The following is a 25,608-nucleotide window of genomic DNA, read 5'->3' as shown; positions in this document are numbered from 1 at the left end:
TCGCCGACGGAGATGGCCGATGCGATCGGTAACGGTTACCTGTTCCAGCTGGTACAGCTACGACGGGACGTTGGAGACACCCAATGTCACCGTCACGTCTCAGCCACTGAACGAATTCGTCGGGTCGTCGATTATCGAGACGCTGAGTAATGCCATCGGTCAGTTTGGGGTGATCCCACCCCGCCATCTGCTGAACGAGTTGTTCAGCTGTGGCCAGGCGGGAAAATCGTACAGCTGGGAGCCGTTTCAGATATCGGAGCAAGAATACGATGCGCTATCAGAGTCATTGGTCACTGATTCCTGGGAAGGCTTCGTCACCACCGACCGGAGTTTGTGGTCCAGCGCCACCGTGGCCGAGTGGTTCGAGGCGCTGAAGTCGAAGATCAGATCCAACCCGACTTACAAACAGTTCTCATGGCGCGTCCAGCATTCCGTAATTGGTATCCCGGTCAGCAAGACGCAGTGGATTCCTCGCAACGTTGACCACAATGGGCGTAAGTCAAAAAATATCGATGAGATTCTGCGGCCGCTGAAACCGTTCTTTCACGGTCTGCAGCACTGTGTACCGGAATGTTGTCGAATTGAGGCGTTCAGCTTTCATCCCGAGGATGTGCTCAAGCAGGCCGACACGCTGGGCCGTTGTGAACTGGTCGGCTTGCTCGACAACGCATTGATCGATCTTGAACAGCTGGATGACTCGATTGAAGTGGTCGTCAGTGAGGTGTTCAATGACAAACTCATGAAACAGGAAATGATTAGTCTGATCGAACACTTCCTTGAGGTGCTTGCGCGCGGCGCATAGTCATAGAGATTTTCTGACGATTGCGTCCGACGCTATCCGTACATTGTTCGCCGGGAGACCCGCGTCGCGGCGCGCTGCAAATGCGGTTTTCGGGGTAGATTTCGTCTGATGGTCGGAAAAATGGCTGATCATTGTCGGATTCGGCTTGCTGTTCAGGTAGCTTTCACATTCGTTCCGCGATACTGCCTGAACTTCCTGAGTGAATAATAATGAGCAAACACAAAGGACCGACCGAGGCCGGCAGTGGTGGAAAACTTGGACATCGATCCATGGATCATCGCAGCTACAACTCCGAAATAAAGAACGCGGCGAAGAAGAAGCGGCGGCTGGAGGAGCGCCCGGTCATTGACGATCAATTGAACGAAACAACGACGGATAAGGAAACGCCGCATGCCGAATAGGGCCGTACAATTATTAATTCTGGTGTTGCTTGCCGCCGCCGCCCCAATCCCCGGATTTGCGCAGGATTTCGACCACGGCAGCTCGGTGGACGTTTGCAACAAGGGTGATATCGACCTGCACTACGTCGCATTCGGCACGAACAACTCGTTCTTCGGTGGCTACACGGCAAAAATTTCAGCCTGGCACAAGGTTGAGCCGGGTGACTGTGAAGACGTTGCGTTCTCGGACTACGAGACCATCGCTCTCGGTTTCTTACAGATTAACGACAGAGGCGTGCGTGGCAACCCGGTCTACGTACTCGAAGATGCGACCCGGATAGGGAGCACGGAGTGGGCGCCTGCTGTCCTGTGTGTGCCAACCAACGACCGGCTGGACGATGACAATACCCACGGCGTTATGGTCGATCGCTACTCACCGCCCTGCGAGGATGGCTTCGCGGAGTTCAAGATGTCGTTCGGCGTGATCGCGAACGGCAACTGGCCGACCTACAACCTGACTGCCCGCGGTTCGGACTTGCTGATGCCGTGGCCCGCGACGTCAGCAACACCCTCTGCGAGCGCGCCGAGCACCAGTAATAGCTCCAACAGCAAGACCATGAGCAATGCTGAAATTGCCGCCAGAATACTGTTGGGCGCGGCTAAAGGCCTGGAGGATGGCAAGATTCGACAGATCGCATCGGTGTGTGAATCCAGCATCCTCACGATGGCGTTCGCCTTTTCCAAAGAGGGTCCGACGCAGGCCTGTAACTGTATAGCGACCAATATCGTCAAGCAGGAACCTTCCGCCGTTGTGTCGGGCATGATCACCGACATTGAAGCGGACCGGGATTTCGAAACGGTCTACGGGCGAATACCGGAAGCCAATTTCGAGCGCTATCTGGAAAGCTGCATCACCCCGCTGAACTAACGGCCTCACAGACCCGGCCCTTGGTATGCCTCATTGACGTCGTAGCCGACGAACGGCGCTGGCACCTTACGCCAAAATTGGATACCGTTTCCCGTACTCGTCCCTGCGCACCGTGACTGAAGGCAACGCAACATGAACAGATTCGCTACTGCTGCTTTTGCAATCATCCTGTCGGGCTCGACAATGGCTGGCGAAGCCCGGCTGGAGAAGTTGTGGCAAACGGACGCCACGCTGAAGGTGCCAGAGTCTGTCCTCTACGATTCCACACGCAGCGTACTTTACGTGTCCAATATTGACGGTACTGAGCCGTGGGCCAATGATGGTCAGGGCTCCATCGCAAAGGTTGCACTGGATGGCAGCATCGTCGACGCAGAGTGGGTCGGCGGTTTGAACGGTCCGAAGGGTATGGGCAGTGATGGCACTTATCTGTACGTTACAGATATCGACGATATCGTCACGATTGATATCAACAAAGCTGCCATTGTCGATCGTGTGGTTGTGCCGAGTGAAGGTACGATTAACGATCTGAGCGTTGCTGACGACGGCACTATCTATATTACGGATTCGAAGTTCGGTCGCATTTTTTCGTATGTGGGCGGCGAGTTTACGCTGCTGCTTGATGGATTGACCGCGTTGAATGGTGTGCTCCATAGTCAGGGTGAACTCTTGTTCGTTGCGGATGGTGGGCTGCACGTGGCCAATGATGCAGGCGCGTTCCAAACTATTGCTACCGGAATGGAAGGGCGGGTCGATGGCGTCGAGCGCGTGAATGACGATGCCTGGCTGGTGTCCTGCTGGCAGGGTACCGTGTACTACGTCACGCGCAACGGCGACACAACATTGCTACTTGATGGCCGGGAGCAGGAAATCAGCGCCGCCGATCTTGGCTACGATCCTATCAACAGGATCGCGTATTTCCCCGGTTTCTGGAAGAATTACGTGGCGGCATATTCGTTGCTATTGGACTGACAGAGTTCTGCCCCTGATTGCTATTCAGCGACTACTGGCCGACTACTGGGACACCCACAATAACCTCGCAAAATGGTGAGATTCATCGCTAGCTGATCTGGCACAGCGGCACTTACCCTGTCGCCATGACGCTGCCCCGCCGAGTCCTGATCGATACCAACTGCACGCCGTATTACCACTGCGTCAGTCGCTGCGTGCGCCGCGCGTTTCTTTGCGGCCACGATCCGCTAACCGGCTATGACTTCGAGCACCGGCGGGCCTGGATCGAAAGCCGCCTGCACGAACTGGCTGATATTTTCGCGCTGGATCTTTGCGCGTACGCCGTCATGAGCAACCACTTCCACGTGGTCCTGCACTTGAACGAAAAGCAGCGTAGCTGGAGCAGGGAAGACGTCATTGAGCGTTGGTCACACCTGCATCGGTTGCCGGAGTGGCTGCCAACGGCTGATGAGTTCCGGGTCGCTTCGACGGTAGAGCTCTGGCGCGAGCGCCTTGGCAGCATCAGTTGGTTCATGAAGTGCATCAACGAGCCGCTGGCCCGGCTGGCCAACAAGGAGGATGGCTGCAAGGGCCGATTCTGGGAAGGACGGTTCCGCTCGCAGGCATTGCTGGACGAAGAAGCGGTCATCAAGTGCATGGCCTATGTCGATCTGAACCCGGTGCGGGCGCAGATGGCCGAAACCCCTGAGGACTCCATCCACACCTCGGTGCAGGCTCGTATAGAGGATCGTCCAGGCGCATTGGCCCCCATGCGCCATCAACCGGCAAGCGGTTTTCGCCTGCCACTGACGCTGCCGGAATACCTGTCGGTGGTCGACTGGACCGGCCGTGCCCTGCGTGACAACAAGCGAGGTGCGATTGACGCGGCCTTGCCGCCGATCATTGAGCGCCTGGCCGGTCAGGCGAGCCATGGCTGGTTGCAGGATATGCGACACCTCACGCGACGGTACTTTCGGGCAATTGGCAAGCGTAGCTCGCTAATGCACTTCCGTGATCATCTTGGACAGCAGCGGCTGAAAGGACTCGCTGGTTGATCAATTGCGTTGCTGTGTGGTGTCTTTCGAACCGATAAATCGCCCACCATCTCCGCTTTTTCGAACGAACTTCTCTGCAACTCAATTCAGAACCGCAAGATCTGCAGGTTGATGGCCTTAGAATTTCTGCGAGTTACTATCGTGGGTGTCCTGTTAAAGTAACCAGCCTATGTCGATCTGAACCCGGTGCGGGCGCAGATGGCCGAAACCCCTGAGGACTCCATCCACACCTCGGCGCAGGCTCGTATAGAGGATCGTCCAGGCGCATTGGCCCCCATGCGCCATCAACCGGCAAGCGGTTTTCACCTGCCGCTGACGCTGCCGGAATACCTGTCGGTGGTCGACTGGACCGGCCGTGCCCTGCGTGACAACAAGCAAGGTGCGATTGACGCGGCCTTGCCGCCGATCATTGAGCGCCTGGCCGGTCAGGTCAGCCATGGCTGGTTGCAGGATATGCGGCACCTGACGCGACGGTACTTTCGGGCAATTGGCAAGCGTAGCTCGCTAATGCACTTCCGTGATCATCTTGGACAGCAGCGGCTGAAAGGACTCGCTGGTTGATCAGTTGCACTGTTGTGCGGTGCCTTTCTAATCACTAAATCGCCCACCATCTCCGCTTTTTCGAACAAACTTCACTGCAACTCGATTCAGAACCGCAAGAGTTGCAAGTTGATGGCCTTAGCATCTCTGCGAGTTACTATCGTGGGTGTCCTGCTAAAGCGAAAACAAAGAAGGTACCGGATAGGTCGGCTGGGCTATCGCGGATGTCTTGCGAAAAGTATGGCGGCCACCTACTCGTCGGCTGATTGAATAATTAGCAGCACAAGACCGTTCAATACCGAGTACTGAAAAGCGCCAGCTAAAGATGCTGCACCGAGTTGCGTTTGCCACATCTGAAAATAGGCGCCGCCGACGACGTTAAACAATCCAAACCAGACAATCAGTGCAACGCCGCAACCGGCGATGGCGAAGGTCTTGGCGCCGTTGAACGCCGCTGCATCACTGCGGCGGGCCAGCCACAAGTCCAGAGCGCCTTTGGCCGCAAGGAGCCCGGCGATAATTTCGAGAGCGATGATTACGATCAACGCGGCCCAGATCAAAGCGGGAGAAGTAATCGCCGGTCCGAAGTGCGAGGAGTACACAGCGTGATCGCTCATCGTTAACACAGCAGCAACGAAGCCGTAGGCGGCATTCAGGTTGACGATGTTCTGCAGGGCGTACATCAGGCAAAACAGTGCAACAAATGCGGCGAGCGCAGACTTGATGATCCGAACCATGAGTATTCCCCGTTTCTTATTATTGGGATCGTCAGTTTAGCAACCGGCGTATTCATTGAGCCAGTTTCCAAAAGGTGTCGGGTTCATTTCGGGCAAAAAAACTGACACCTTTCAGGAAAAGCGGGATTCTCTGGGAATAATTCGATTTTCGGCGGCAAAACGATCAAACTGCGCGGTTCGCGCCAGTGTTGCCACGGCACTGTGGGCAGCATACGGGCTACGAGTAGCCGCGCACTTTTCCGGATAGAAATTACATGCAAGTTCCCGCTTCAAACCCGGCGCGATCGGTATGGCTCGCGCTGGCGATGTTATTGCTCGCCTTCTGCATGCGTTCAGTGCTGGTGGTGATCGCACCATTGGTCAGCGATATCCAGGCGGAATTCGGACTGTCTGCGTCACGTGCGTCCTTGCTGATCGCGGTGCCCGTACTGTGCTTCGCGTTGTTAGCGCCGATCGCGCCTCGCTTTAGCCAGCGCTTCCACTCCGAGCCCGTGTTGCTCGTCTGTGCGTTGCTGATTGGTATTGGCACATTACTGCGCGTTGTGCCTGCCCTGCCGGCGCTGATGCTCGGTACTGTAGCGCTCGGCTGCGGCATCGCCGTCGCCAATGTGCTGCTGCCGGCATTCGTCAAACGGCATTTTCCGGAAAAGATCGGCCTGATGACCGGGCTCTACCTGGTTGCCATGGCTGGCGGTGCAACGCTCGCCGCCGTGGTTGCTGTGCCGCTGACGATTGCCACGGACAGTTGGCGGGTACCGGCAATGATGTGGGCATTGCCAGCGCTGCTCGGCGCCGTTGCCTGGTCGATGCACCTGCGTCGCGGGCGCGGGCAACAAGCGCCGGTCACGCCGTACGGCACCTTGTGGCGAAACCCGCTCGCCTGGCAAGTGACGGTGTTCATGGGGCTGCAGTCCGTGGGCTTCTACTCAATGACCGCATGGCTACCAACCGTGCTGGTCGATGCAGGCTTGAGCCGCGCCGCTGCAGGCGGTCAATTATCGGTACTCACTCTGCTGGGTATTCCCACCGCCTTGCTGGTGCCGGTTTTGGCGATGCGCATGCCGAACCAGCGCTTGCTCGCTCTCGGCGTGTCTCTGCTTACGGCAGCGGGCATTGCCGGGCTACTTGTCGCGCCAGGGACAGCGACATTGCTGTGGACCTCGATGATCGGCATTGGTATCGGCTCGGCATTCAGTGTCTCGATGGTCCTGATTGTATTGCGTAGCCGCGATGGGCAGCAGGCCGCGCAGCTATCGAGCATGGCCCAGACTGGTGGCTACCTGCTGGCAACGCTGGGCCCGATTCTCGTTGGTGCCCTGTATGACCTGACCGGCGGGTGGCATGCCTCGATCGGTTTGTTGCTTGTCGCGACGCTGGTACAAGGCGTTGCTGGCCTGTTGGCCGGGAGAGATCGCATCGTCGCCGGTGCGCCGGTATCAAAGGTGCCGCCGACGGATGTGCTGGAGGCGGTGGAGAAGAGCGCCGGCCCCAACTGAAGCGACCACGAGAGGAAACGACGGCTGCCGCAGCGTAGTGAAATAGTGCATGTCACGTTGTCAGTAGCGAACGCAAAACAAACACCGACGTTGGCCTGCTGTTCGGTGTTGTAGTATCAGGCCCATGTTAACTATTACTGGTTCGAACGGATAAGCAGCTACACCATGGAAAAACCAATCCTCAAGAACGTTGCCAGCACTACGCAGTGTGATACCGCCGGTACGCGACCGGAATTTGCACACTGGCTCGAGTCCACCAATGAAATAACCCGTGGCTTCCTTGCGGCCGGTTCGATCCCGGGGCTCATTAACTTGGCGGGCGGTTTGCCTGCCCCCGAGACTTTTCCGGCCGGCGAAGTAGCCGAGATCGCGAAACGCGTGGTGACAGAGTTTCCTGCAGAAACGCTCGGTTACGGGCCGATTGATGGTCTGCCTGCGTTCCGTGACGAACTGGCGCGGCGTTTCAGCACGCCGTCGCTACGGTTGTCGCGCGAAAACGTACTGGTGACTACCTCGGGAATGCAGGGGTTGGATTTGGTCGGCAAGATCCTGCTGGAACGCGGCGATCTCGTGGCCGGGCAGTTCCCAACTTACCTAGGCGCCATCGACGCCTGGCGGCCGCGGGAACCGGTATACCGCAGGCTGATGTTCAATGACGTTGATTTCGATCCGGTAGCCGGGCTCGCCGGTGCGCAGTTTGCTTACACGGTTCCCAACTTTTCAAACCCGAGCGGCAAGCTGGTTGGATTGCAGATGCGTAAGGCTCTGGTTGCAGCGGCCGAGCAAACCGGCACCTGGCTGGTCGAAGACGACCCTTACGGTTCTCTGTACTACGATGATGAACCATTGCCGAGTTTGCTCGAACTGTCAGCAACGGACCCCGCAAGCAGTATCTACGACGGGCCGGTGATCTATCTCGGCACACTCTCAAAAGAAATTGCTCCCGGACTGCGCGTTGGCTGGGTGATCGCGGCCCCCGAGGTGATCGAGGCCATGACGATCGCCAAGCAAGGCAGCGATATGTGCACAAGCGGTGTAACTCAGCACATTGCACTGGCCACGATGCGACAAGGCATTATCGAGCGTTCGCGACCGACGATCCTGGCTTTGTACCGTGAACGCCGCGATGCGCTGTGCGCGGCCATGGCCGAACACCTCTCCGAGTGGTTCGAATGGGAAGTACCGGTAGGTGGTATGTTCGTCTGGGCGGTTAGCCGCGATCCAGAGCTCGATACCGACCGGCTGTCCGAGATAGCGTTAAAGGCGGGCGTCACCGTCTCACCGAGCAGCGTTTTCGATCCGGAGCTCGAATACCGGCGTGCGATTCGTGTGAACTTTACGCTCAACAGTCCCGAGCGCCTCGCGGAAGGCGTGCGCCGGCTCGCAGAGGTTCTGCGAACTCTGTAACGAGCAAGGTTTTTTGCCCGACCTTGGCTGTTGCCTTTGCTATTCGCGCAGGTGTGAGGACATACACACTGCCTCGACTAACAAGAATCGGGCTTCGTTACCTGGTAGCGATTTGTACGCTCGTGAACCGGGAATTCATTCACGCCTGCCTGGGCGCCGAGTAAAGTCGGAGTCCGGACTATTGCAGGCCGCGACCAGGCCACCGATAAGTCAGTACCAGACCCAAGGAAACTATGCACTATCTCGATGATGTTCTTACGAACCTGCGACGCAGCAGTCCTGCGCAAAGTGAGTTTTATCAGGCTGCGGAAGAAGTGTTTTCGTCGCTGCAGCTTTTGCTTGATTCCGATCCACGATATGTCGACCAAAGTATCGTCGAGCGCATGGTCGAACCCGAACGCCAAATATTGTTTCGCGTTACCTGGATGGATGACAGCGGCAAAGTGCATGTCAACAAAGGCTACCGGGTGCAGTTCAATTCCGCACTGGGTCCGTACAAAGGTGGATTGCGTTTCCATCCGAGCGTCAATGCCGGAGTGATCAAGTTTCTCGGCTTCGAGCAAATATTCAAGAATGCGCTGACGGGCCTCGCTATCGGTGGCGCGAAAGGCGGATCCGACTTTGACCCCAAGGGCCGTAGCGATACGGAGGTGATGCGCTTCTGCCAGGCATTCATGACCGAGTTGCATCGCCACATAGGGCCGGCTGTCGATGTGCCCGCCGGCGATATTGGTGTGGGTGCGCGCGAGATCGGTTATCTCTACGGTCAGTACCAGCGCTTGGCCGGGCGCTATGAAGGCGCATTGACAGGGAAGGGAATGAACTGGGGTGGTTCGCTGGGGCGCAAGGAAGCGACCGGCTACGGTTGCGTCTACTTTGCGGAGCACATGCTGAACGATCTGGGCACCAGCCTGCAGGGTACAACCTGCATCGTCTCCGGTGCCGGCAATGTCGCGATCTACACCATTGAGAAACTGATTCAGCTTGGCGCAATTCCCGTGTCCTGTTCGGACTCGACGGGTTCAATCTACCACGCGTCCGGTATCGACCTTGAGACGCTGAAAAAACTAAAAGAGCAGGACCGAAAATCGTTGCGTGCCTATGCGGATGTACACAAAGACGCCGAATTCACCGCACGCGAGGATTACCCCGGCGGTGGTCATGCCGTCTGGCGCTACCCGGGCGAAGCTGCTTTTCCGTGCGCCACACAGAACGAACTGACCCTGGCCGACGCACAAGCACTGGTTGCGAATGGCATTCAATGTGTCAGCGAGGGTGCGAACATGCCCTCTACAACCGATGCCGTGAAATACTTTATCGAGGCCGGTGTTGCCTTCGGTCCCGGTAAAGCTGCCAATGCCGGCGGTGTGGCAACCAGCCAACTGGAAATGCAGCAGAACGCGGGCCTGACCCAATGGAGCAAAGCGAAAGTTGAAGACCGCTTACGCGAAGTGATGGCCGGTATTTATCTGCAATCGCGTGATACCGCAGTGGAGTTTGGCATGCCGGGCAATCTTGTCGCGGGCGCAAACATCGCAGGTTTTCGTCGTGTGGCTGATGCCATGATTGAGCATGGCCTGCGTTAATCACTCGGAATGGGCGTCAGGTTTATTATTCAGTGCCGCTGACAAATAAACCTGACAGCAACATTTTCACACGTGTGAAGCCACGCGCACTTCCACTATACTGATTGGCTCTCATGACGCGATCACCTGCAACCCGGCTGCTTTTTACACTGTTGTTGTGTACATCGGTGTTGCTGCGCGTTGTTATCCCAACGGGCTATATGCCGGCAGCCGGTGGAAGCGGCCTGTGGTTCGAGCTTTGTCCCGAACACGTCCCCGCTGGATTCTTGACGGCACTGAACGGTGCTGCTGAGGAACCTTCCAGCCATGTGGGGCACGCGGAACACCTGGAGCTCCTCGATCCGCAGAGTCACAGCGCTCATGATGAGCACGAGTGTCCGTTCGGACACTTGCTGTCCTCTGCTGCAGCGATTGATCAGAACAGCGATGCCACTCTTAACCTTACGCCGCTACTGTACTTTCTGCCCAGCGCCAAATCGCTGCGCTTATCCTATCAACCGCAGTACCAAAGCCGCGCGCCCCCTGCCTGAAACGAATCAGCTTTAACTTCCCTTACTGCTGCGACTTGTTCGCGGCGGTGTGATTCCGTTTCAGGAGCAAGACATTGAAAACACTGCACCTTGCAGCCGCTGCTGCATGCACCCTATTGCCGGCGATATCCGCGGCACAGAACATATCCGCCGACGACCCGGCCACTGCCGAAGAAATCGTTGTGCTGGGCCGGGCCGTAACGACTACATCCACACGCGTGGAGGTAGACCGGGAAATGCTGGTTGATACCGCGCGCGTTCTTAAGGACATTCCCGGCGCCAACCTGAACTCTAACGGGTTGATTACCGGCATCGCCCAATACCGGGGGATGTACGGCGACCGTATCGCCGTCGATATTGACGAGTCCGGCATTGTCAGCGGTGGACCAAATGCGATGGATACACCTTTGTCGTATTTGTCACCCATGCTGACCGAGGAGCTGGTCGTCGATCGTGGGATCGCGAGCGTGTCCCGAGCGCCGGAATCTATCGGTGGCTATATCGGCACGCGGTTGGCCCGTGGCGATTTTGCCGAGAACGAGTTTGGGATCGCTGGTACTTTGGGCACCCGATATTCGAATAACGGCGATGTCAGCACCTCGGTTGGACGACTGACTTTTGCGAACGCGAGTCATCGCGTATCTCTGTTGGCCGAATTCGATAATGGCAATTCCATTGATACGCCAGAGGGCGAGATGCGTCCGAGCGAGTTGCAGCGGGAACGCTACGATCTCAGCTACGGCTATTCGTCAACAGATTCTGAGTTTCTGCTGTATGCGGGTCGACTGGATACCGAAGACGCCGGCACCCCGGCATTGCCAATGGATATCCGTTACATCAAGACAGACCTCTTTGGCTTGCAATGGTCACGCTCGCTAAGCGAGACGATGTCGTTGGAGACGCGATTCGCCTACAACGATGTAGAGCATCTGATGGACAATTTCGGTCTGCGTCAGGCGCCGCCGGCGATGCAGCAGCGGCAAAATCTCGCCGAAGGCAAAGGCACGCAGTTTAGCGTCGCCTTATTGTACAAGCTGAACCTCTTCGATCTCCGGGTTGGCGTTGATGGTGTATTGGCTGATCACGATGCGGTTATCACGAACCCGAATATGGCGATGTTTCGGGTTAGCAATTTCAATGCAGTCGAACGTGACGTGCTCGGCGCCTACGTCGAAGTCAGTGCTCAGCGCAGTAACTCGGAGCTGGAGTTCGGTCTTAGCTACAAATCGATTTCGTTGAATGCCGGAACAGTTGGCGCGATGGGTATGCCGGAACCCATGCTGACCAACGTCACGGCGCTCGCCGACAGTTTCAACAGTTCGGACAGGTCGCAGGACTACGGCCGCATGGATGCCGTGTTCAAGTATCGCTACCGTAGTTCGGAGCGCACCGAATGGACATTCGAGGCGGGTTCCAAGACCCGCGCGCCTTCCTACCAGGAGCTGTACCTGTGGCTCCCTCTGGAAGCAACAGGAGGTCTCGCGGATGGGCGAAACTACATTGGTGATATCAATCTGGTTCCTGAACGCGCTAACGAAGCTGTGGTCGGGTTCAGTCACGATGCCGGACGTTTTAGTGTTTCACCGCAACTGTTCTACCGAGACGTGAGCAACTACATCCAGGGCGTTCCGTCCACGAATATGCAGGCCAACATGGTTTCCACGATGATGAGTGGCAGCGTGCCGCTGATGTTCGCCAATGTGGATGCGAAGTTATGGGGTGGTGATATGGCCTGGCAGTACTCGCTCGCTGAGCGTTGGTCGCTCGACGGAATCGTCAGCTACGTGCGCGGCGAACGCACGGATCTCAACGACAAGCTGTACCGCCTCGCACCACTGAATGGCAGTATCGGGCTTAGCTATACCACCGATTCCTGGCGTGTGAAGCCGGAGGTTGTGATCTACGCGAAGCAGGATCGCGTTTCACTCTACAACAGTGAACAAGCCACGCCCGGTTATGAGATCGTCAACCTCGCGTTTTTCTGGGAGCCGAGCGAGTCGCTGCGTTTCGAGGCGCGAATGGATAACTTGCTAAACGAAACCTATCAGGATCACCTCGTGGGTATTAATCGTGCCGGCGGTTCCGATATTCCGGTCGGCCAGCGTCTGTACGGCGCCGAACGCACGATGAGTATTGGTGTTATCGCGAGCTTCTGAGCAAAAGGCGGGACTGAGCAAGTTTCTCCTTCGTGCGCTAGTTTGCGGGTCTGGCGCTCGAGCGTTCGGGGCAGGGAAGGGCAGTGCGATATGATGTTTTCGAACATCACAATAGTGGCGATTTCGAGAGTTCTTGTTACTTCGTTAATATTGATGGTCCCGAACAGGATCGCCTGCCCTATCATGGCAACAGCATGCGGTCAGCCGCGTGCAGACAGCACGAAAGCAGGTAACTCCATGGAACAAAAAGCTACGGGTATGCTGCAATTTGAGGTTGCTCCGCGCGGCGCCGGTCGCAAGCTATTTGAATCAGTCCTGTACCTGCAACCAAGAGCCTGAGGGTGCGAAGCTCACGATTCACGACAACCGGAAACATTCATGAATAGACGTAGAGTATTGCAGGGTGCCATGGCATCTCGACCGGGCCAACCTGATCGTGCCCAAACACCGCCGCCGGTCGACGGCGGTTTCCTGCCAGTCGGGTTGCCACAACCAGTAGAGACAATTGACCTTTGGCCCGACGGCGCGCCGGGAATGCCAGCGAAGGTACCGCAGGAGACCGTTACTGAACTCAGTACCGACGTCGCATTAACGGACCGCGCGGTGGACGGTGTTTCGCAACCGCGCCTGGTGGTTTTAAGACCCCGAACGCCCAATGGCGCAGCGATGCTGATTGCGCCCGGTGGAGGTTATCGGCGGATGATGATCGACAAAGAAGGATACGAATTGGGTCATTGGTTTTCGGCCCGCGGTATAACGGTTTTCGTACTTTTCTATCGCTTGCCCGGAGACGGTTGGGCTGCCGGACCCAATGTCTGCCTCTCAGACGCGCAGCGCGCGATGCGTCTCATTCGTTCCACGGCCAGTGAATACGGTATCGATGCCGCGCGTGTCGCCGCTATGGGGTTCTCAGCGGGCGGGCACTTGTGTGCCGACCTGGCCACGCGATTTGCCGTCAACACATACTCGGCTATCGATGCAGCGGATACGTTGTCAGCACGACCGACCGTCGCTGCGCCGATCTATCCCGTAATCTCCATGACCGCACCGGTCGCACACGCCGGTTCGCGCGAATTACTAATAGGCGCCAACGCCGATCCACTGCTGGAGCAAACGCACTCGCCGCAATACAACATACCCGACGATGCGCCACCGCATTTTCTTATTCACGCTGAGGACGATTTCGTTGTGCCCGTTGCGAATACACTCGAGTATCGCGCGGCGCTCGAGGCACGCGGCATACCGGTGGAAACTCATTTGTTTGCGGACGGCGGTCATGGTTTCGGTCTTCGTCAGATTTTCGATAAGCCAGTCGGAGCATGGCCGGACTTGTTCCTGTCCTGGGCAGGAACACAGGGCCTGATCTGAGATAAATTGCCCTGCACATTAAATGGACTCAATTCTATAAACGTGTCCAGCAAAGTAGTAGTGGCGGTTGTTGCAAGACTGTTTCTCAGTGCCCGCGGCCCGTCTGCGGATTCAGCCGTCACTCGATTGTGTATCGAAGTTCCGAACGAGATTGTGCGAAGTTTCAGCGTCGACCCGAACTGCGCTTAGCCAGGAGGCAGTTCGGTACTCGACGAGTTCCGTTATGTATTGCGGGATTGGCGGCAAGCCGAATGCAAAATCGAGTATGAACACACCGCCCATGCCGATGCGGTGTATTCATTCAAGATCACGACGTGTACCGGTTTCGGCTACGTTGCGGTTTATCCATTGTCAGTATGCTAGCGGCTGTTAGTCACGCGGCAGATCGACAAACCCGTTTGCGACTTCATCTTCATCAGCAAGGAGAGCTGACGCCGGAAGTAACGAACAAATCAGGAACGTGCCGACAGTCGTCTTGGGTCCGACTGACCGTTGTTGTCCTTGCAGATGCTGGTCGACTTTGACGGCTGTAATCTGAACTCAATACGATGTGTAGAGTGCCTCTTGCGCCAATTTCAGTGCAGTTACCGCATCGTGTCGATCCTGGGCGGCCTGCATCGCTGCGAAATCCAGTTTGTCGAGCGCGCGTTCTATAGTCTTGAGAAAACTAATGGCACCGTTGGCAACGGCGACCGAATCTTCGCGGAATGGGAATTGGTCGAGCTGCCATACACCTTCCCAGTTGTTTTTCCTGAGGGTGTAGAAGAACTCGAAGAGTTCTATCGGGTGTACCGAGCCCGCCATCAGATCGTCGTCCCAGCCGCGGAAATTGTCGTTCACGTCCATGCCGAACAAGCGACCGTAGTCGATGGCAAGTTGTGCGGCGTCCGCTGGGGATTCGCCGCCATAGAGTGAATGCCCAAAGTCGAGCAGGATACCGACGTTCGGCAAGCCGATCTTTTCTATCCCAAGCAAGGTGCGGGCGACACTGTCATAGCTCATATGCGCCCGCGGTTCACGCGGTTTGTACTCGATGACGAACTTGAGGTCTGGGTTCTCGCTTGCGAGTTCACCGACACCGTCCATGCTGGCTTTCCAGAGCGCACCGTGGTCAACCTGGAAAGGGTAATCCCAGCCATCCTGGCCCGGCCAGAGCTTGACATAGCTGGCGCCAAATCGTCTGACCACGTTGGCCGCATCATTGATCATTTCGTTGGCGAGCCGGCGAATACCCGGGTCGGGGTTGGTGAATGCGCCTTTTGCAAATTGTCTCGTGTAGATTTCCGGTGTAATGCCGATCACCGATAAATTATTGCGCTGCAATGCGGCTTCGACGGTATCGAGCGAGAGCTCCGGATCAGCAAACGGGTAATTGATATCGACAACGGTGAGATCATCGACCTGTCCTGCCAGATCGATCATTTCGACCAAGCTGCGCGGTGGACCGTAGCCGTCCGTGGCGTATCGATCAACGTATGTCGCAAAGTGCCAAATGCCTGCTCCGAACTTTTGCTTGCCGCTCATAATGTGGGTATTCCTGTAAGGGCTGTAGTGTCTTTGATTTGTTGTGATTGTTTGTTGGTCGTCGCCGGAGCCACTAGCTAGTTGGCAATGACAACTTTCACGCCGGCCGCCTCGAAGCCCTTGCGTTGCGCGTCGCTAATGCCTTCGTCGGTGATCAGTACGTTTACTTGTTCTATCCCGCCAAGTACGCAAAATGAGCGCGTACCGATTTTTGTGGAGTCAGCGACGAGGTAGACGCTCTCGGCCGAATTGATCATTGCGCGTTTTACAGCAATGTCGGATAACGCCGGATAAGTCAGACCGTTTTCCATATCGACGGCCGCCGTAGCCAGAAACAATTTCTGTGCGTATAGGCCATTAAAGTAGTCCGCCGATTTTTCGCCGCTCAGGGAAAGGGTCGGCGCTTTGAAGTGACCGCCGGTCATATGGACGTCGAAACCCGGCTCTGCTCCGAGCATCAGGGCGATATTCAGGCCATTGGTGATGACCGTCATGTCATGACGGCCAAACAGATTGGCTGCAACCTCGGTTGTCGTCGAGCCGCAGTCAATGATGATGGTTTCGCCATCATTCACTAATTTCGCTGCAGCCCGGCCAATCAGTTGTTTCCGCTCGCTGTTTTCCTGGTGGTGCAACGCCATTGCGCGAACTTGCTGCGGCACTGACTTGAGAAAAGCGCCGCCGTGTTCGCGTACCACCTGACCTTCCGCTTCCAGCTTTTCGAGATCCTGGCGAACGGTGACCTCGGAAACAGCGAACGCCTCGGCCAACACGCTGACCCGAGCACTGCCTTCTTCGCGCAGCCATTCCAGAATCCGACTTCGGCGTGTCTCGCCCAGTAGCCGTTTGCTCGACTTGCGGTTGTTTGTATCGGTTCTCACCATCCTGCTGTATCTCCCGCCATAGCTTTAAGTCCGCGAAGTCTACCGGAAGCCTAAAGCAGAAAAAAACGAAAGTCGATTACTTGCGATATCTGTGAGCGTTCGCTGGAGCGCGCAATACTCGGAAATTGAGTAGCAGCGGTGATGAGCGCGGCAGGACCGGTCGATCACGGAATTCGCGATGACTGCCATTCGCCTACTCGATCACTGCTTCGGAGATTCGCGCGCGGGCTGAATCAAGACTGGATTGCACAAGGACACGTGCATGAAGCAAAAGATGCTGGCCTCGCTTTGCCATTTTCTGATCTGTTCTACAGGGTTGGTTGCGGCGGCCAGGAAGCACGGCCTGTATCTCGTCCTGCTGGCAACGAGGGCAACAAACTCCTTGAGCACGGACGTCGAGGCCCATCGAATCGGCCCCAGCAATGGAAATACCAGGCCTGCGGATCTTTTCGCCATGTGGGGGGGGCAAGAGACATTTTGCCGCCAGACTGTGGGAAAGGCGCCGTGCGGGTGCTGCGGGTAAACGGTCAGCGCTATGTGTCGCGTAACACTGGCCGCTGGGTAAGGCCGGACGTTGCTCCGAACTGTCATGGGTCCTGCTCAGCTTCGCGGGAGACCCATGCTGGCCGCCCCTTACCTATTGTCGGGATAGTGACTGAAAAGGCCTGTTTTATGCGAAAACGCAAAAAAACGAAATCTATAAACTTGCGAATTATTCCTTTTTGCGGTAATAAACGAAGCATGTTGAAGTCAAAAGGCTTCGCCCTCAGCCGATATCACCATGCTCACCGACCAACAGCTTGCGCGTAAATCACTGCAATACCGTCGCGATACTCTGCGCTGGATCAAACACGCTGGCGCCGGCCACACCGGCGGCAGTCTTTCGTGCACCGACATTCTCAATGTCCTGTACAACCGCATCCTGCGTGTCTCCCCGCAGACATTTTCCTCAGCGAGCCGGGATCGTTATGTTCAAAGCAAGGGCCATTCGGTGGAGGCCTTGTTCGTGGTGCTGGCGGACCAGGGTTTCTATCCAGCCTCAAGACTGGCCACGCTTTGCGGTTATCAATCCCATTTCGTAGGCCACCCAACCCGTAAAGTGCCGGGCATCGAGCAAAATACCGGTGCTTTGGGGCATGGCCTGCCTATCTGTGTTGGTATGGCCATTGGCGGCAAGATGGATGCAGCGGACTACCGTGTATTTACCTTACTTGGTGATGGCGAATTAGCCGAAGGATCAAACTGGGAAGCAGCGATGGCGGCAGCTCACTACAAACTCGACAACCTGACTGCAATTATCGACTGCAATACCCTGCAGATCACCGGTCGAACACGCGATGTCATGTCGAGTGAGCCGCTTGCCGAGAAGTTTGCCGCCTTCGGCTGGGCGGTGCGAACTGTGAACGGTCATGACTACGCTGAACTTACGGAAGCGCTGGAAGCGCCACTCGAAACTGGAAAACCTGGTGTGATCATTGCGAACACGACCAAAGGCAAGGGCGTCAGCTTCATGGAAGACGTCGGCAAGTGGCACCATGGCGTGCCTACTGATGCCGAATACGTAAAGGCAATTAAAGAACTGGACTCAGCACTAGCTGCTATTCCGGAAACAGCGGCATGAGCGCGCCGGCCCCTTCCATGTATTCCGATGCAGCAAAGGCTATGGCATCACAACTCGGTCTGACGTTTGGACGGCCGAATCTTGAAGTATTCGCCAATACCCTCCTTGAGATGGCCAAGGAAGATCGTAATGTTGTCACGATCACCAGCGATTCGCGAGGGTCCGGCAAGCTTGGCCCCTACGGTCAGGAATTGCCTGAGCAGATCATAGAGGTTGGTATCGCGGAGCAAAACCTGGTGGGTATCGCAGCTGGTCTTGCCTCAGTTGGCAAGACGGCTTTCGCAGTTTCACCTGCGTGTTTCCTTACTGCGCGTTCGTTGGAGCAGATCAAAAACGATGTTGCCTATTCCGATAATCCTGTGACATTGGTTGGGATCAGCGCCGGTGTAAGTTACGGCGCTCTCGGAACGACTCATCATTCGTTGCACGATCTTGCGGCGCTGCGGGCGATAAACAACATTACAATTATTGTGCCAGCTGACAACTACGAAGCACGCGAAGCAGTTAGAGCGGCGGCGCTGATGCCGGCACCCGTCTATCTGCGTTTCGGCAAGGCAGCGCTATACGACCTGCCTACGAAGCAAGCATTCGAACCCGGTGCGGTCCGTGAAATTAGAAGCGGCGATGACGCAGCATTCATCGCGACCGGCGAAACAGTCATTCATGCATTGTTAGCCGCAGCGCATCTTGAAGAAACGTCAGGACTACAATGCCGGGTCGTAAGCGTGCCGACGATAAAGCCATTCGATACAGACGCCATCCTTGCTATAGCCAATGAGTGCGATGCTGTTGTTACAGTCGAGGAACACATGATAAATGGCGGTCTTGGCGAAGCATGTGCCGCGTTGTTCCTGCAATCCGGTATACACCCGCGTTTCAGAGTAGTCGGAATTTCGGATGAGTACACCGTGACCGGCAGCCAGGCAGATATTTTTCGTCACTATGGCCTGTCCATGGAAGGATTGGCTGCCATCATGCAAACGTTGTTGACCGACTAACTGCCATGCCCATAGTGCTTGCTATTGACCAGAGTACTTCGGCGACGAAATCGCTGTTATTCGACGAATCCGGTCATTGCCTGGATCGCTATTCGAAAGAACATCGGCAGTACTACCCGCAACCTGGTTGGGTAGAGCACGACGCCGAGGAAATCTGGTGCAACGTCCTTGAAGTCACCAGTACCCTTATTGCCAGAAATGCGCAACGCATGACGGACCTGGCGTGCATCAGTATTACCAATCAGAGAGAAACAGTAGTTGTCTTTGATAAAGAAACTGGCAAGCCTCTGTACCCGGCCATCGTCTGGCAATGCCGGCGTAGCGATGCGCTGTGTGCGGCCCGCAATGAGGCCGGTGACGACAAGATCATTCACGAACGAACGGGATTACGCGTCGATGCCTACTTTTCGGCGTCCAAGCTGCAGTGGCTGATTCAGGAACGTCCCGGATTGGCTGCGAAGCTCGCTAGTGGCGAGGCGCTCTTTGGGACGATCGATACCTACCTGATCTACCGTCTTACCAAAGGTAAGGTGTACGCCACTGACGCCACCAATGCCAGTCGAACATTGCTATACAACATTAGCGAGCTGTGCTGGGATCCGGATCTTTGCGATCTATGGCAGGTCCCGGTGAACGCACTGCCGGAAGTGCGAGAAAGTGATGCCCACTTCGGCGACACGACATTGTGCGGCGCGTTGGAACAACCTTGCCCAATTGTAGGCGTGATGGGTGATTCGCAAGCATCGTTGTTTGCACAGCACTGTTTCAAACCAGGCTCCGCCAAAGTGACTTTCGGCACAGGCTCCTCGGTACTACTGAATATCGGACCCGACTTCAGGCTGTCCGAGAATGGTGTAGTTACTGCACTCGCTTGGGTGCGTAGGGGAGACCCGGTCTATGCTTTCGAAGGCATAATCATCAACTCGGCGGCAACCCTGAACTGGATACAGAACCAACTCGAACTGGTGCGCAATGTGGCCGAGTTTGAGAGTCTGGCCAGCGAATTGCCAGACTCGGGCGGCGTCTACCTTGTTCCCGCTTTCGCCGGTTTGGGATTGCCGTATTGGGCGCCTGAGGCGCGGGCGGCAATTGTAGGCCTGTCGGGACACAGTGATCGCCGCCACGTTGCGCGGGCAGCACTGGAGTCAATGGCCTTCCAGTTGCGTGATGCACTGGACGCAATGCAGGAGGAAAGCGGCGTGGCCTTGAAAGCACTGAAGGCCGACGGGGGGCCAACTGCAAATCAGCTATTAATGCAATTCACGGCCGACATTACCCAAACTGAAATTACCGTTGCGACGACACCGGATTGTTCCGCGATGGGTGCGGCGCTGATGGGGTTGCTTGGCACCGGCGTACACTCCTCGCTCGAAGCAATCGCGGCAACTGGTGGTAATGGCGAGACCTTTACACCAATGATGGCCGCCGGGGATGTCGATGTGCTTAATTCCGGCTGGCATCGAGCCGTAAAACAGGTGTTGGCTGGCGTCGGGCAGCCAAACGCTGCTGCGGGGCCCAAGAAATGATGTTCAAACGATATTTGAATCTTCCTGCATTAGTACTCTTTGTACTGACTATCCTCTTGGGCTGTTCGCAGACCGGCTCCGATGCAACGCCGCAATCGTCTGACAATCGCATAGCCGTTGTTGTTTCAACTTTGAACAACCCGTGGTTCGTCGTGTTAGCCGAAACTGCCCGTGATCGGGCAGTCGAATTAGGTTATGAGGCAACAATTTTCGACTCACAGAACGATCCGGCAAAAGAGTCGGAGCACTATGACAACATTGTCGCTTCTGGGTATCAGGCTATCCTGTTCAATCCAACGGATGCTGATGGATCCATAGCCAACGTGCGCAAGGCGAAGTCAGCCGGTATTCCCGTGTTTTGCATAGACCGCGAAATCAACGCGACCGACGCCGCTGTTTCTCAAATCATTTCGGACAACTACGCGGGAGCGGTCGAGATCGCCCAGACTTTTGTGAAACAGGTCCCGCGGCCCGGAAAATACGTAGAGTTACTTGGTCTGGTCGGTGACAACAACACGTGGAATCGATCGAAGGGGTTTCACAGCGTTGTGGATCGCTATCCCGAATTGCAGATGGTCGCCCAGTTGAGTGCAGACTTCGATCGGGCTAAAGGCATGGAAGTCATGGAGGCTATGCTGCAGGCCAATCCGGACATCGATGCTGTCTTCGCGGGAAACGATCCTATGGCAATGGGCGCGTACCAGGCACTGCTCGCCGCCGGTAAGGCTGATCAAGTCAAAGTATTTGGCTTCGATGGCGCTGACGATGTGGTCAAACTGATCGCGGAAGGCAAGATAGTGGCAACAGGCATGCAGTTCCCAAAAGTTATGGCGCGCACTGCTGCCGATAGTGCCCACAGCTACATCAATGGGGAACGAAACTTCCCGCAGAAAATTCCGGTAGCCGTGGAGCTTGTTACCAGCGAGACGGTTGACTCGTTTGGCGACTACGGCCGCAAACAGGACTGATCGATTGGCTCGCGCGGCGACGAAGCGTATGGCTGGTCTCTTCCGCTGGGTCTTCGGCATCGCCGTTGCAAGCGTGTTTCTGTATTTCGTTCCCTTGTTGCACGTTGTACCGCTTGAAGTAACGCGGCAACAGACTGCTCAAGGCAAGTTCAATGCAGCCACTCGCGCCGAGGAGTTCTGGCGACTCCAGTTGCCGGACGCTATTCGTAGTGCGGTGGACGCGGGGGAATTGCTGGCCGGTCTACGCACCGATTTCACCGCTACAGCGGCGAGCTACGGTCACCGGCTCGGGCTCAGCGGCAGTTCCTACTTCATGGTGTCTGGACAAGGTCGGATTACGGTCATTGACAGCGATTCAATTACGATCGCGTTGCAAACGGACGAAAGCGTTTCACTAGTCATCGATACAGGTCCGGTGTTCGGCAACGCAATCCGTGATGGATCCGGAGTTTTTGATGTCAGCGAGTTCGGCAACTCACAGGAGTTCAACGCACTTTCTGCGGAGATCAACCGCAGGGTGGAAACTCAGGTCCTACCGAATCTGGTATCCAATGCAGAGGTAGGCAAAGTAGTACGTTTCGTCGGCGGAGTTCAGGTGGCTGACTCGAACGAAGCACCGGCCGAACTGCTTCTGGTCCCGGTAGAAGTCAGCTTTCCATGATGACGCCCGGCGAGATTGTTCTCGAGGCCACAGGGATCACCAAATCCTTCCCTGGCGTACTCGCGCTTGATGATGTCAGTTTCACTCTCCGAAGTGGCCGATTGACTGCACTGCTTGGTGAGAACGGGGCTGGCAAGTCCACGTTGATGAATATCATCGCCGGCGTGTTGTTGCCTGATAAAGGCGAGGTGCGTCTGGCAGGAGAGTCAGTCAGTTTTAGAAACCCACGCGCTGCCCGCGCTGCCGGTATCTCCATGATCTTTCAGGAGCTAAATCTGGTTTCCAACCTGACTGTTGCCGAGAACATTTTTCTGGGCCGCGAACCACTGAACAGGTTCGGCTTCATCGACGGTGAAGCCATGAATCGGGAAGCGACCACTTTGCTCGAGCAGCTTGACCTTGACGTCAAACCGTCCACACCGCTGGGCCGATTGCGGGTGGGGCAGCAGCAGCTTGTTGAAATTGCCAAGGCAATTTCAAGCAGCGCTCGCGTGCTGATTATGGATGAGCCAACATCCGCGATTACCGAGCACGAAATTGAAGTGCTGTTCGGCATCATTAAGCAGTTGAAAAAGCAGGGCGTGGCTATTGCCTACATCACTCACAAGCTCGAAGAACTGAGCCGAATTGGCGACGATGCGGTGGTAATGCGCGACGGCAAGCTGATTCATGCCGCACCCCTGCAGGATATGAGCCGTGATGCCATTGTGCAGATGATGGTCGGCCGCGAACGAACCGGCAAAGTGGTTCGGGCGGAGCCGACGGTGGGAAGTGAGGCGTTGCGTGTTGAAGACCTGTCATTGCGTCACCCGGACCGACCCGGTGATTTCTTGTTGCGCAAGGTAAGCCTCACAGCCTATCGCGGTGAGGTACTGGGAATCTTCGGGCTCATGGGCGCCGGGCGTACCGAACTACTGGAGACCCTCTTTGGTCTGCACTCCCGAGACTCGACCGCTGCAATCTTTGTCAACGGTGAGCCGGCAAGTATCGATTCACCGGTTGAGGCTATCGCGCAGGGCTTGGCACTTGCTCCGGAAGATCGCAAAAGTGAAGGCCTCGTGATGAGCATGTCGGTCCTCGACAATACCAGCCTGGCTTGCTTGTCGAAATTCGAACGGGCAGGCGTCCTGAACGAAACAGCAGAACTCAGAATGGTCGAGGAGTCCATTGCTCAGTTTCGGGTAAAGACACCTTCGGTAAAGCAGCTAATTCGCAACTTAAGCGGTGGCAATCAGCAGAAGGTGATTCTCGCCAAGTGGCTGGCAACAAATCCTCTTGTGTTACTGCTGGATGAGCCTACTCGCGGCATAGATGTAAATGCAAAAGAGGAAATTTACACGCTCATCCACGAGCTCAGCAAGGCCGGTCTCGCCGTCATCGTCGTTTCATCGGAGCTACCGGAAATTCTCTCGCTGGCCGACCGCATCATGGTGATGTGCGAGGGCCGCAAGACTGCGGAATTCAGTCGTTCGGAAGCAACTGAGGAAATCATGATGAAGGCAGCTTTGCCGTTGGCGGTATCGGTTTGATGAAAACGAATCAGGCGTTTGCCAGGGATCTGTTGTCAAAATCCCAACCCATGATCGCGCTCCTCTTGATGGTGATCGGGATGTCGCTGATGTCTGATTCCTTCCTCACGCCTGACAATGGCTGGAATATTTTGCGGCAGATCTCGGTGAATCTCTGCCTGTCTATTGGCATGACCATGATCATACTTTCCGGCGGAATTGACCTTTCTGTCGGGGCAATACTGGCGTTGTCGGGAGCCGTAGCGGCTGGTGTACTCAGGAACGGTATCGCGATTCCAGCGCTCGATATCCTAATTCAGGTCACGGTACCGGGAGCTATCGTAACCGCGGTGCTGGTTGGCTTGTTGTTGGGCTGGTTCAACGGCATGGTTATCACCCGATTCAAAATACCGCCGTTTGTAGCGACACTTGGCATGTTCAGCATTGCACGCGGACTGACTATGCTCTGGACCGGTGGCTTTCCGGTTACAGGGCTCGGCGACAGCTTTGGCTTTCTGGGTACCGGGTTGTTTCTCGGTGTCCCAATGCCGGTCTGGATTTGTGCTTCACTGGTCGCGATATTTGTGATGCTCACCCGCAAGACCCGCTTCGGTCGTTACTTGTATGCGGTAGGTGGCAATGAAAGGGCTGCACTCCTTACAGGCCTGCGGGTGAACCGGGTGAAGGTCTGGGTCTACGCCTTGGGCGGTGCTCTGGCCGGAGTCGCAAGTCTGCTTCTGACTGCACGCCTCGACTCTGCACAGCCGAACGCAGGTCTTGGCTACGAACTCGACTCCATCGCGGCTGTGGTCATCGGTGGTACCTCGTTGTCGGGCGGCCGTGGTTCGATCATGGGTACTGTGCTTGGTTGCCTGATTATTGGTGTACTCAACAACGGCTTGTTCCTGCTCAATGTGTCACCCTTCTGGCAGCAGGTCGTTAAAGGCCTGGTCATACTTGCAGCGGTCGCCATCGACAAGGCGAACTCCCGACACGGGCAATCCTGAAATGAATGCAGTTCCGCACGGCTGTGGGCACACAGGCCGACACGAAGCCGGTCGGCGCCTGCGGGTCGGCTTGTCTGTTTGTCATGATGCTGGCAAACGGATGCGAATATTCCGACAAAACGAATACAGGAAAAGCAATGGAATTGGCTAAAAACAGCATGCCACAGCTCGGCTTGGGGACCTTCCGCCTGAAAGGAGCGGTAGCGTATGACTCAGTAACGATGGGATTGGAACTTGGTTACCGCCACATTGACACTGCTCAGATCTATGCCAACGAAGAAGAAGTAGGCAGAGCTATCAGGGACTTCGGTCTCAAGCGTGAAGAATTGTTCGTGACCACCAAGGCCTGGAACAATACCTTGAACGAGACGGCTTTTCGAAACGGTGTCGAGGAAAGCCTGAAACGGCTCCAGCTGGACTACGTCGACCTGCTGCTTATTCACTGGCCTGCGCCAGCCAACAACGAACCGGTGAGCGAGTACATTGGGGAGTTGTTGGAAGCTCAAGAGCAGGGTCTGACCCGACAGGCAGGAGTTTCCAATTTCAACATTGCGCTGCTGAAAGAAGCTATGGCGCTGATGCCCGATGGGCGATTATTCACCAATCAGGTTGAAGTTCATCCGTACCTGACCAACACGAAGTTGCGATCATTCTGCGATTCGCACGACATACATATCACAGCCTACATGCCGTTTGCGGTGGGCAAGGTGCTCAACGACCCTGTGATTGTGAGAATTGCCGAAGCGCATGGCGTCAGCAGCGCGGAAGTCGTCGTCGCCTGGGTGCTTGCCCATGGCATGGCAACTATTCCTTCCTCCACTAAGCGACAGAACCTGGAAGCCAACCTAAAGGGCGCATCACTGGTCCTTTCAGCCGACGAGATTGCGCGGATCGATGCGCTTGATCGCAATGAACGGATTGCCAATCCAGAAATCGCTCCGCAGTGGGATTGATCGGTATGTAAGCAGTAATACCGCG

General features: G+C 56.0%; 23 protein-coding genes. 20 read left to right on the top strand and 3 right to left on the bottom strand.

Features of this window, described 5'->3' with window-relative positions; translation table 11 throughout:
- Positions 1-19: 19 nt before the first annotated feature.
- From AC0L8N_RS08325 to AC0L8N_RS08300, 6 genes are all read left to right on the top strand, one after another.
- Complete coding sequence (locus tag AC0L8N_RS08325) at positions 20-802, top strand: DUF6331 family protein (RefSeq protein ID WP_473667168.1); 783 nt, start codon at positions 20-22, stop codon at positions 800-802.
- A 209-nt stretch (positions 803-1,011) separates the two neighbouring features.
- The gene (locus AC0L8N_RS08320; RefSeq protein ID WP_473667166.1) at positions 1,012-1,203 is read left to right on the top strand and encodes a hypothetical protein; all 192 of its coding nucleotides are present in this window, start codon (positions 1,012-1,014) and stop codon (positions 1,201-1,203) included.
- Positions 1,193-2,110, top strand: a complete 918-nt coding sequence (locus tag AC0L8N_RS08315) for a hypothetical protein (RefSeq protein WP_473667164.1) — start codon at positions 1,193-1,195, stop codon at positions 2,108-2,110. Before AC0L8N_RS08320 ends, AC0L8N_RS08315 begins: the two co-directional genes overlap by 11 nt.
- Before the next feature lie 132 nt (positions 2,111-2,242).
- Positions 2,243-3,079, top strand: coding sequence for an SMP-30/gluconolactonase/LRE family protein (locus tag AC0L8N_RS08310; RefSeq protein WP_473667163.1), 837 nt, complete (start codon positions 2,243-2,245; stop codon positions 3,077-3,079).
- Between the two features lie 125 nt (positions 3,080-3,204).
- The gene (locus AC0L8N_RS08305) at positions 3,205-4,113 is read left to right on the top strand and encodes a transposase (protein ID WP_473667162.1); all 909 of its coding nucleotides are present in this window, start codon (positions 3,205-3,207) and stop codon (positions 4,111-4,113) included.
- 198 nt (positions 4,114-4,311) lie between these two features.
- Positions 4,312-4,674: a hypothetical protein gene (locus tag AC0L8N_RS08300; RefSeq protein WP_473667161.1), complete on the top strand. Its 363-nt coding sequence runs from the start codon at positions 4,312-4,314 to the stop codon at positions 4,672-4,674.
- A 230-nt stretch (positions 4,675-4,904) separates the two neighbouring features.
- On the opposite strand, the gene AC0L8N_RS08295 is transcribed toward AC0L8N_RS08300, so the two are convergent.
- Positions 4,905-5,390 (bottom strand): DUF2165 family protein, encoded by a 486-nt coding sequence (locus AC0L8N_RS08295; RefSeq protein WP_473667160.1) that lies wholly within the window; start codon positions 5,388-5,390, stop codon positions 4,905-4,907.
- A 254-nt stretch (positions 5,391-5,644) separates the two neighbouring features.
- Here AC0L8N_RS08295 and AC0L8N_RS08290 point away from each other — a divergent pair, with 254 nt between their 5' ends.
- The 6 genes from AC0L8N_RS08290 to AC0L8N_RS08265 all read left to right on the top strand — a co-directional run bounded on the left by AC0L8N_RS08290 (position 5,645) and on the right by AC0L8N_RS08265 (position 13,933).
- On the top strand, positions 5,645-6,886 hold the full coding sequence (locus AC0L8N_RS08290; protein WP_473667159.1) for a CynX/NimT family MFS transporter: 1,242 nt from the start codon (positions 5,645-5,647) through the stop codon (positions 6,884-6,886).
- 165 nt (positions 6,887-7,051) lie between these two features.
- Positions 7,052-8,293, top strand: a complete 1,242-nt coding sequence (locus AC0L8N_RS08285) for an aminotransferase-like domain-containing protein (RefSeq protein WP_473667158.1) — start codon at positions 7,052-7,054, stop codon at positions 8,291-8,293.
- A gap of 233 nt (positions 8,294-8,526) precedes the next feature.
- A complete protein-coding gene (gene gdhA, locus AC0L8N_RS08280; RefSeq protein ID WP_473667156.1) occupies positions 8,527-9,879 on the top strand; it encodes an NADP-specific glutamate dehydrogenase in 1,353 nt (450 codons plus the stop codon).
- A gap of 113 nt (positions 9,880-9,992) precedes the next feature.
- Positions 9,993-10,409: a hypothetical protein gene (locus AC0L8N_RS08275; protein WP_473667154.1), complete on the top strand. Its 417-nt coding sequence runs from the start codon at positions 9,993-9,995 to the stop codon at positions 10,407-10,409.
- A 74-nt stretch (positions 10,410-10,483) separates the two neighbouring features.
- Complete coding sequence (locus AC0L8N_RS08270) at positions 10,484-12,565, top strand: TonB-dependent receptor domain-containing protein (RefSeq protein ID WP_473667152.1); 2,082 nt, start codon at positions 10,484-10,486, stop codon at positions 12,563-12,565.
- Positions 12,566-12,943: 378 nt separating this feature from the next.
- Positions 12,944-13,933 (top strand): alpha/beta hydrolase, encoded by a 990-nt coding sequence (locus AC0L8N_RS08265; RefSeq protein ID WP_473667150.1) that lies wholly within the window; start codon positions 12,944-12,946, stop codon positions 13,931-13,933.
- A 540-nt stretch (positions 13,934-14,473) separates the two neighbouring features.
- Here AC0L8N_RS08265 and AC0L8N_RS08260 read toward each other — a convergent pair.
- On the bottom strand, positions 14,474-15,457 hold the full coding sequence (locus AC0L8N_RS08260) for a sugar phosphate isomerase/epimerase family protein (RefSeq protein WP_473667148.1): 984 nt from the start codon (positions 15,455-15,457) through the stop codon (positions 14,474-14,476).
- Positions 15,458-15,534: 77 nt separating this feature from the next.
- Positions 15,535-16,341 (bottom strand): DeoR/GlpR family DNA-binding transcription regulator, encoded by an 807-nt coding sequence (locus tag AC0L8N_RS08255; RefSeq protein WP_473667146.1) that lies wholly within the window; start codon positions 16,339-16,341, stop codon positions 15,535-15,537.
- A 781-nt stretch (positions 16,342-17,122) separates the two neighbouring features.
- On the opposite strand from AC0L8N_RS08255, the gene AC0L8N_RS08250 reads away from it, so the two are divergent.
- The 8 genes from AC0L8N_RS08250 to dkgB all read left to right on the top strand — a co-directional run bounded on the left by AC0L8N_RS08250 (position 17,123) and on the right by dkgB (position 25,583).
- Positions 17,123-17,962 (top strand): transketolase, encoded by an 840-nt coding sequence (locus AC0L8N_RS08250; RefSeq protein ID WP_473667144.1) that lies wholly within the window; start codon positions 17,123-17,125, stop codon positions 17,960-17,962.
- A 17-nt stretch (positions 17,963-17,979) separates the two neighbouring features.
- Positions 17,980-18,960, top strand: a complete 981-nt coding sequence (locus tag AC0L8N_RS08245) for a transketolase family protein (protein WP_473670089.1) — start codon at positions 17,980-17,982, stop codon at positions 18,958-18,960.
- Positions 18,961-18,965: 5 nt separating this feature from the next.
- Positions 18,966-20,486, top strand: coding sequence for an FGGY-family carbohydrate kinase (locus tag AC0L8N_RS08240; protein ID WP_473667142.1), 1,521 nt, complete (start codon positions 18,966-18,968; stop codon positions 20,484-20,486).
- Positions 20,486-21,454, top strand: coding sequence for a substrate-binding domain-containing protein (locus tag AC0L8N_RS08235; RefSeq protein ID WP_473670087.1), 969 nt, complete (start codon positions 20,486-20,488; stop codon positions 21,452-21,454). Before AC0L8N_RS08240 ends, AC0L8N_RS08235 begins: the two co-directional genes overlap by 1 nt.
- Before the next feature lie 28 nt (positions 21,455-21,482).
- Positions 21,483-22,115 (top strand): DUF2291 family protein, encoded by a 633-nt coding sequence (locus tag AC0L8N_RS08230; protein WP_473667140.1) that lies wholly within the window; start codon positions 21,483-21,485, stop codon positions 22,113-22,115.
- Positions 22,112-23,644 carry a sugar ABC transporter ATP-binding protein gene (locus AC0L8N_RS08225; protein ID WP_473667139.1) on the top strand — a complete coding sequence of 511 codons (1,533 nt, stop codon included), beginning with the start codon at positions 22,112-22,114 and terminating at the stop codon, positions 23,642-23,644. The genes AC0L8N_RS08230 and AC0L8N_RS08225 overlap by 4 nt, the downstream gene beginning before the upstream one ends.
- Positions 23,644-24,630, top strand: a complete 987-nt coding sequence (locus AC0L8N_RS08220; protein ID WP_473667137.1) for an ABC transporter permease — start codon at positions 23,644-23,646, stop codon at positions 24,628-24,630. The genes AC0L8N_RS08225 and AC0L8N_RS08220 overlap by 1 nt, the downstream gene beginning before the upstream one ends.
- 137 nt (positions 24,631-24,767) lie before the next feature.
- On the top strand, positions 24,768-25,583 hold the full coding sequence (gene dkgB, locus AC0L8N_RS08215) for a 2,5-didehydrogluconate reductase DkgB (protein ID WP_473670085.1): 816 nt from the start codon (positions 24,768-24,770) through the stop codon (positions 25,581-25,583).
- The last annotated feature ends 25 nt before the right edge of the window (positions 25,584-25,608 follow it).

The organism is Woeseia sp. D3-10, from assembly GCF_055809415.1.
The sequence above is the reverse complement of the archived record's forward strand: the minus strand, read 5'-3'. Positions and strand labels throughout refer to the sequence as shown.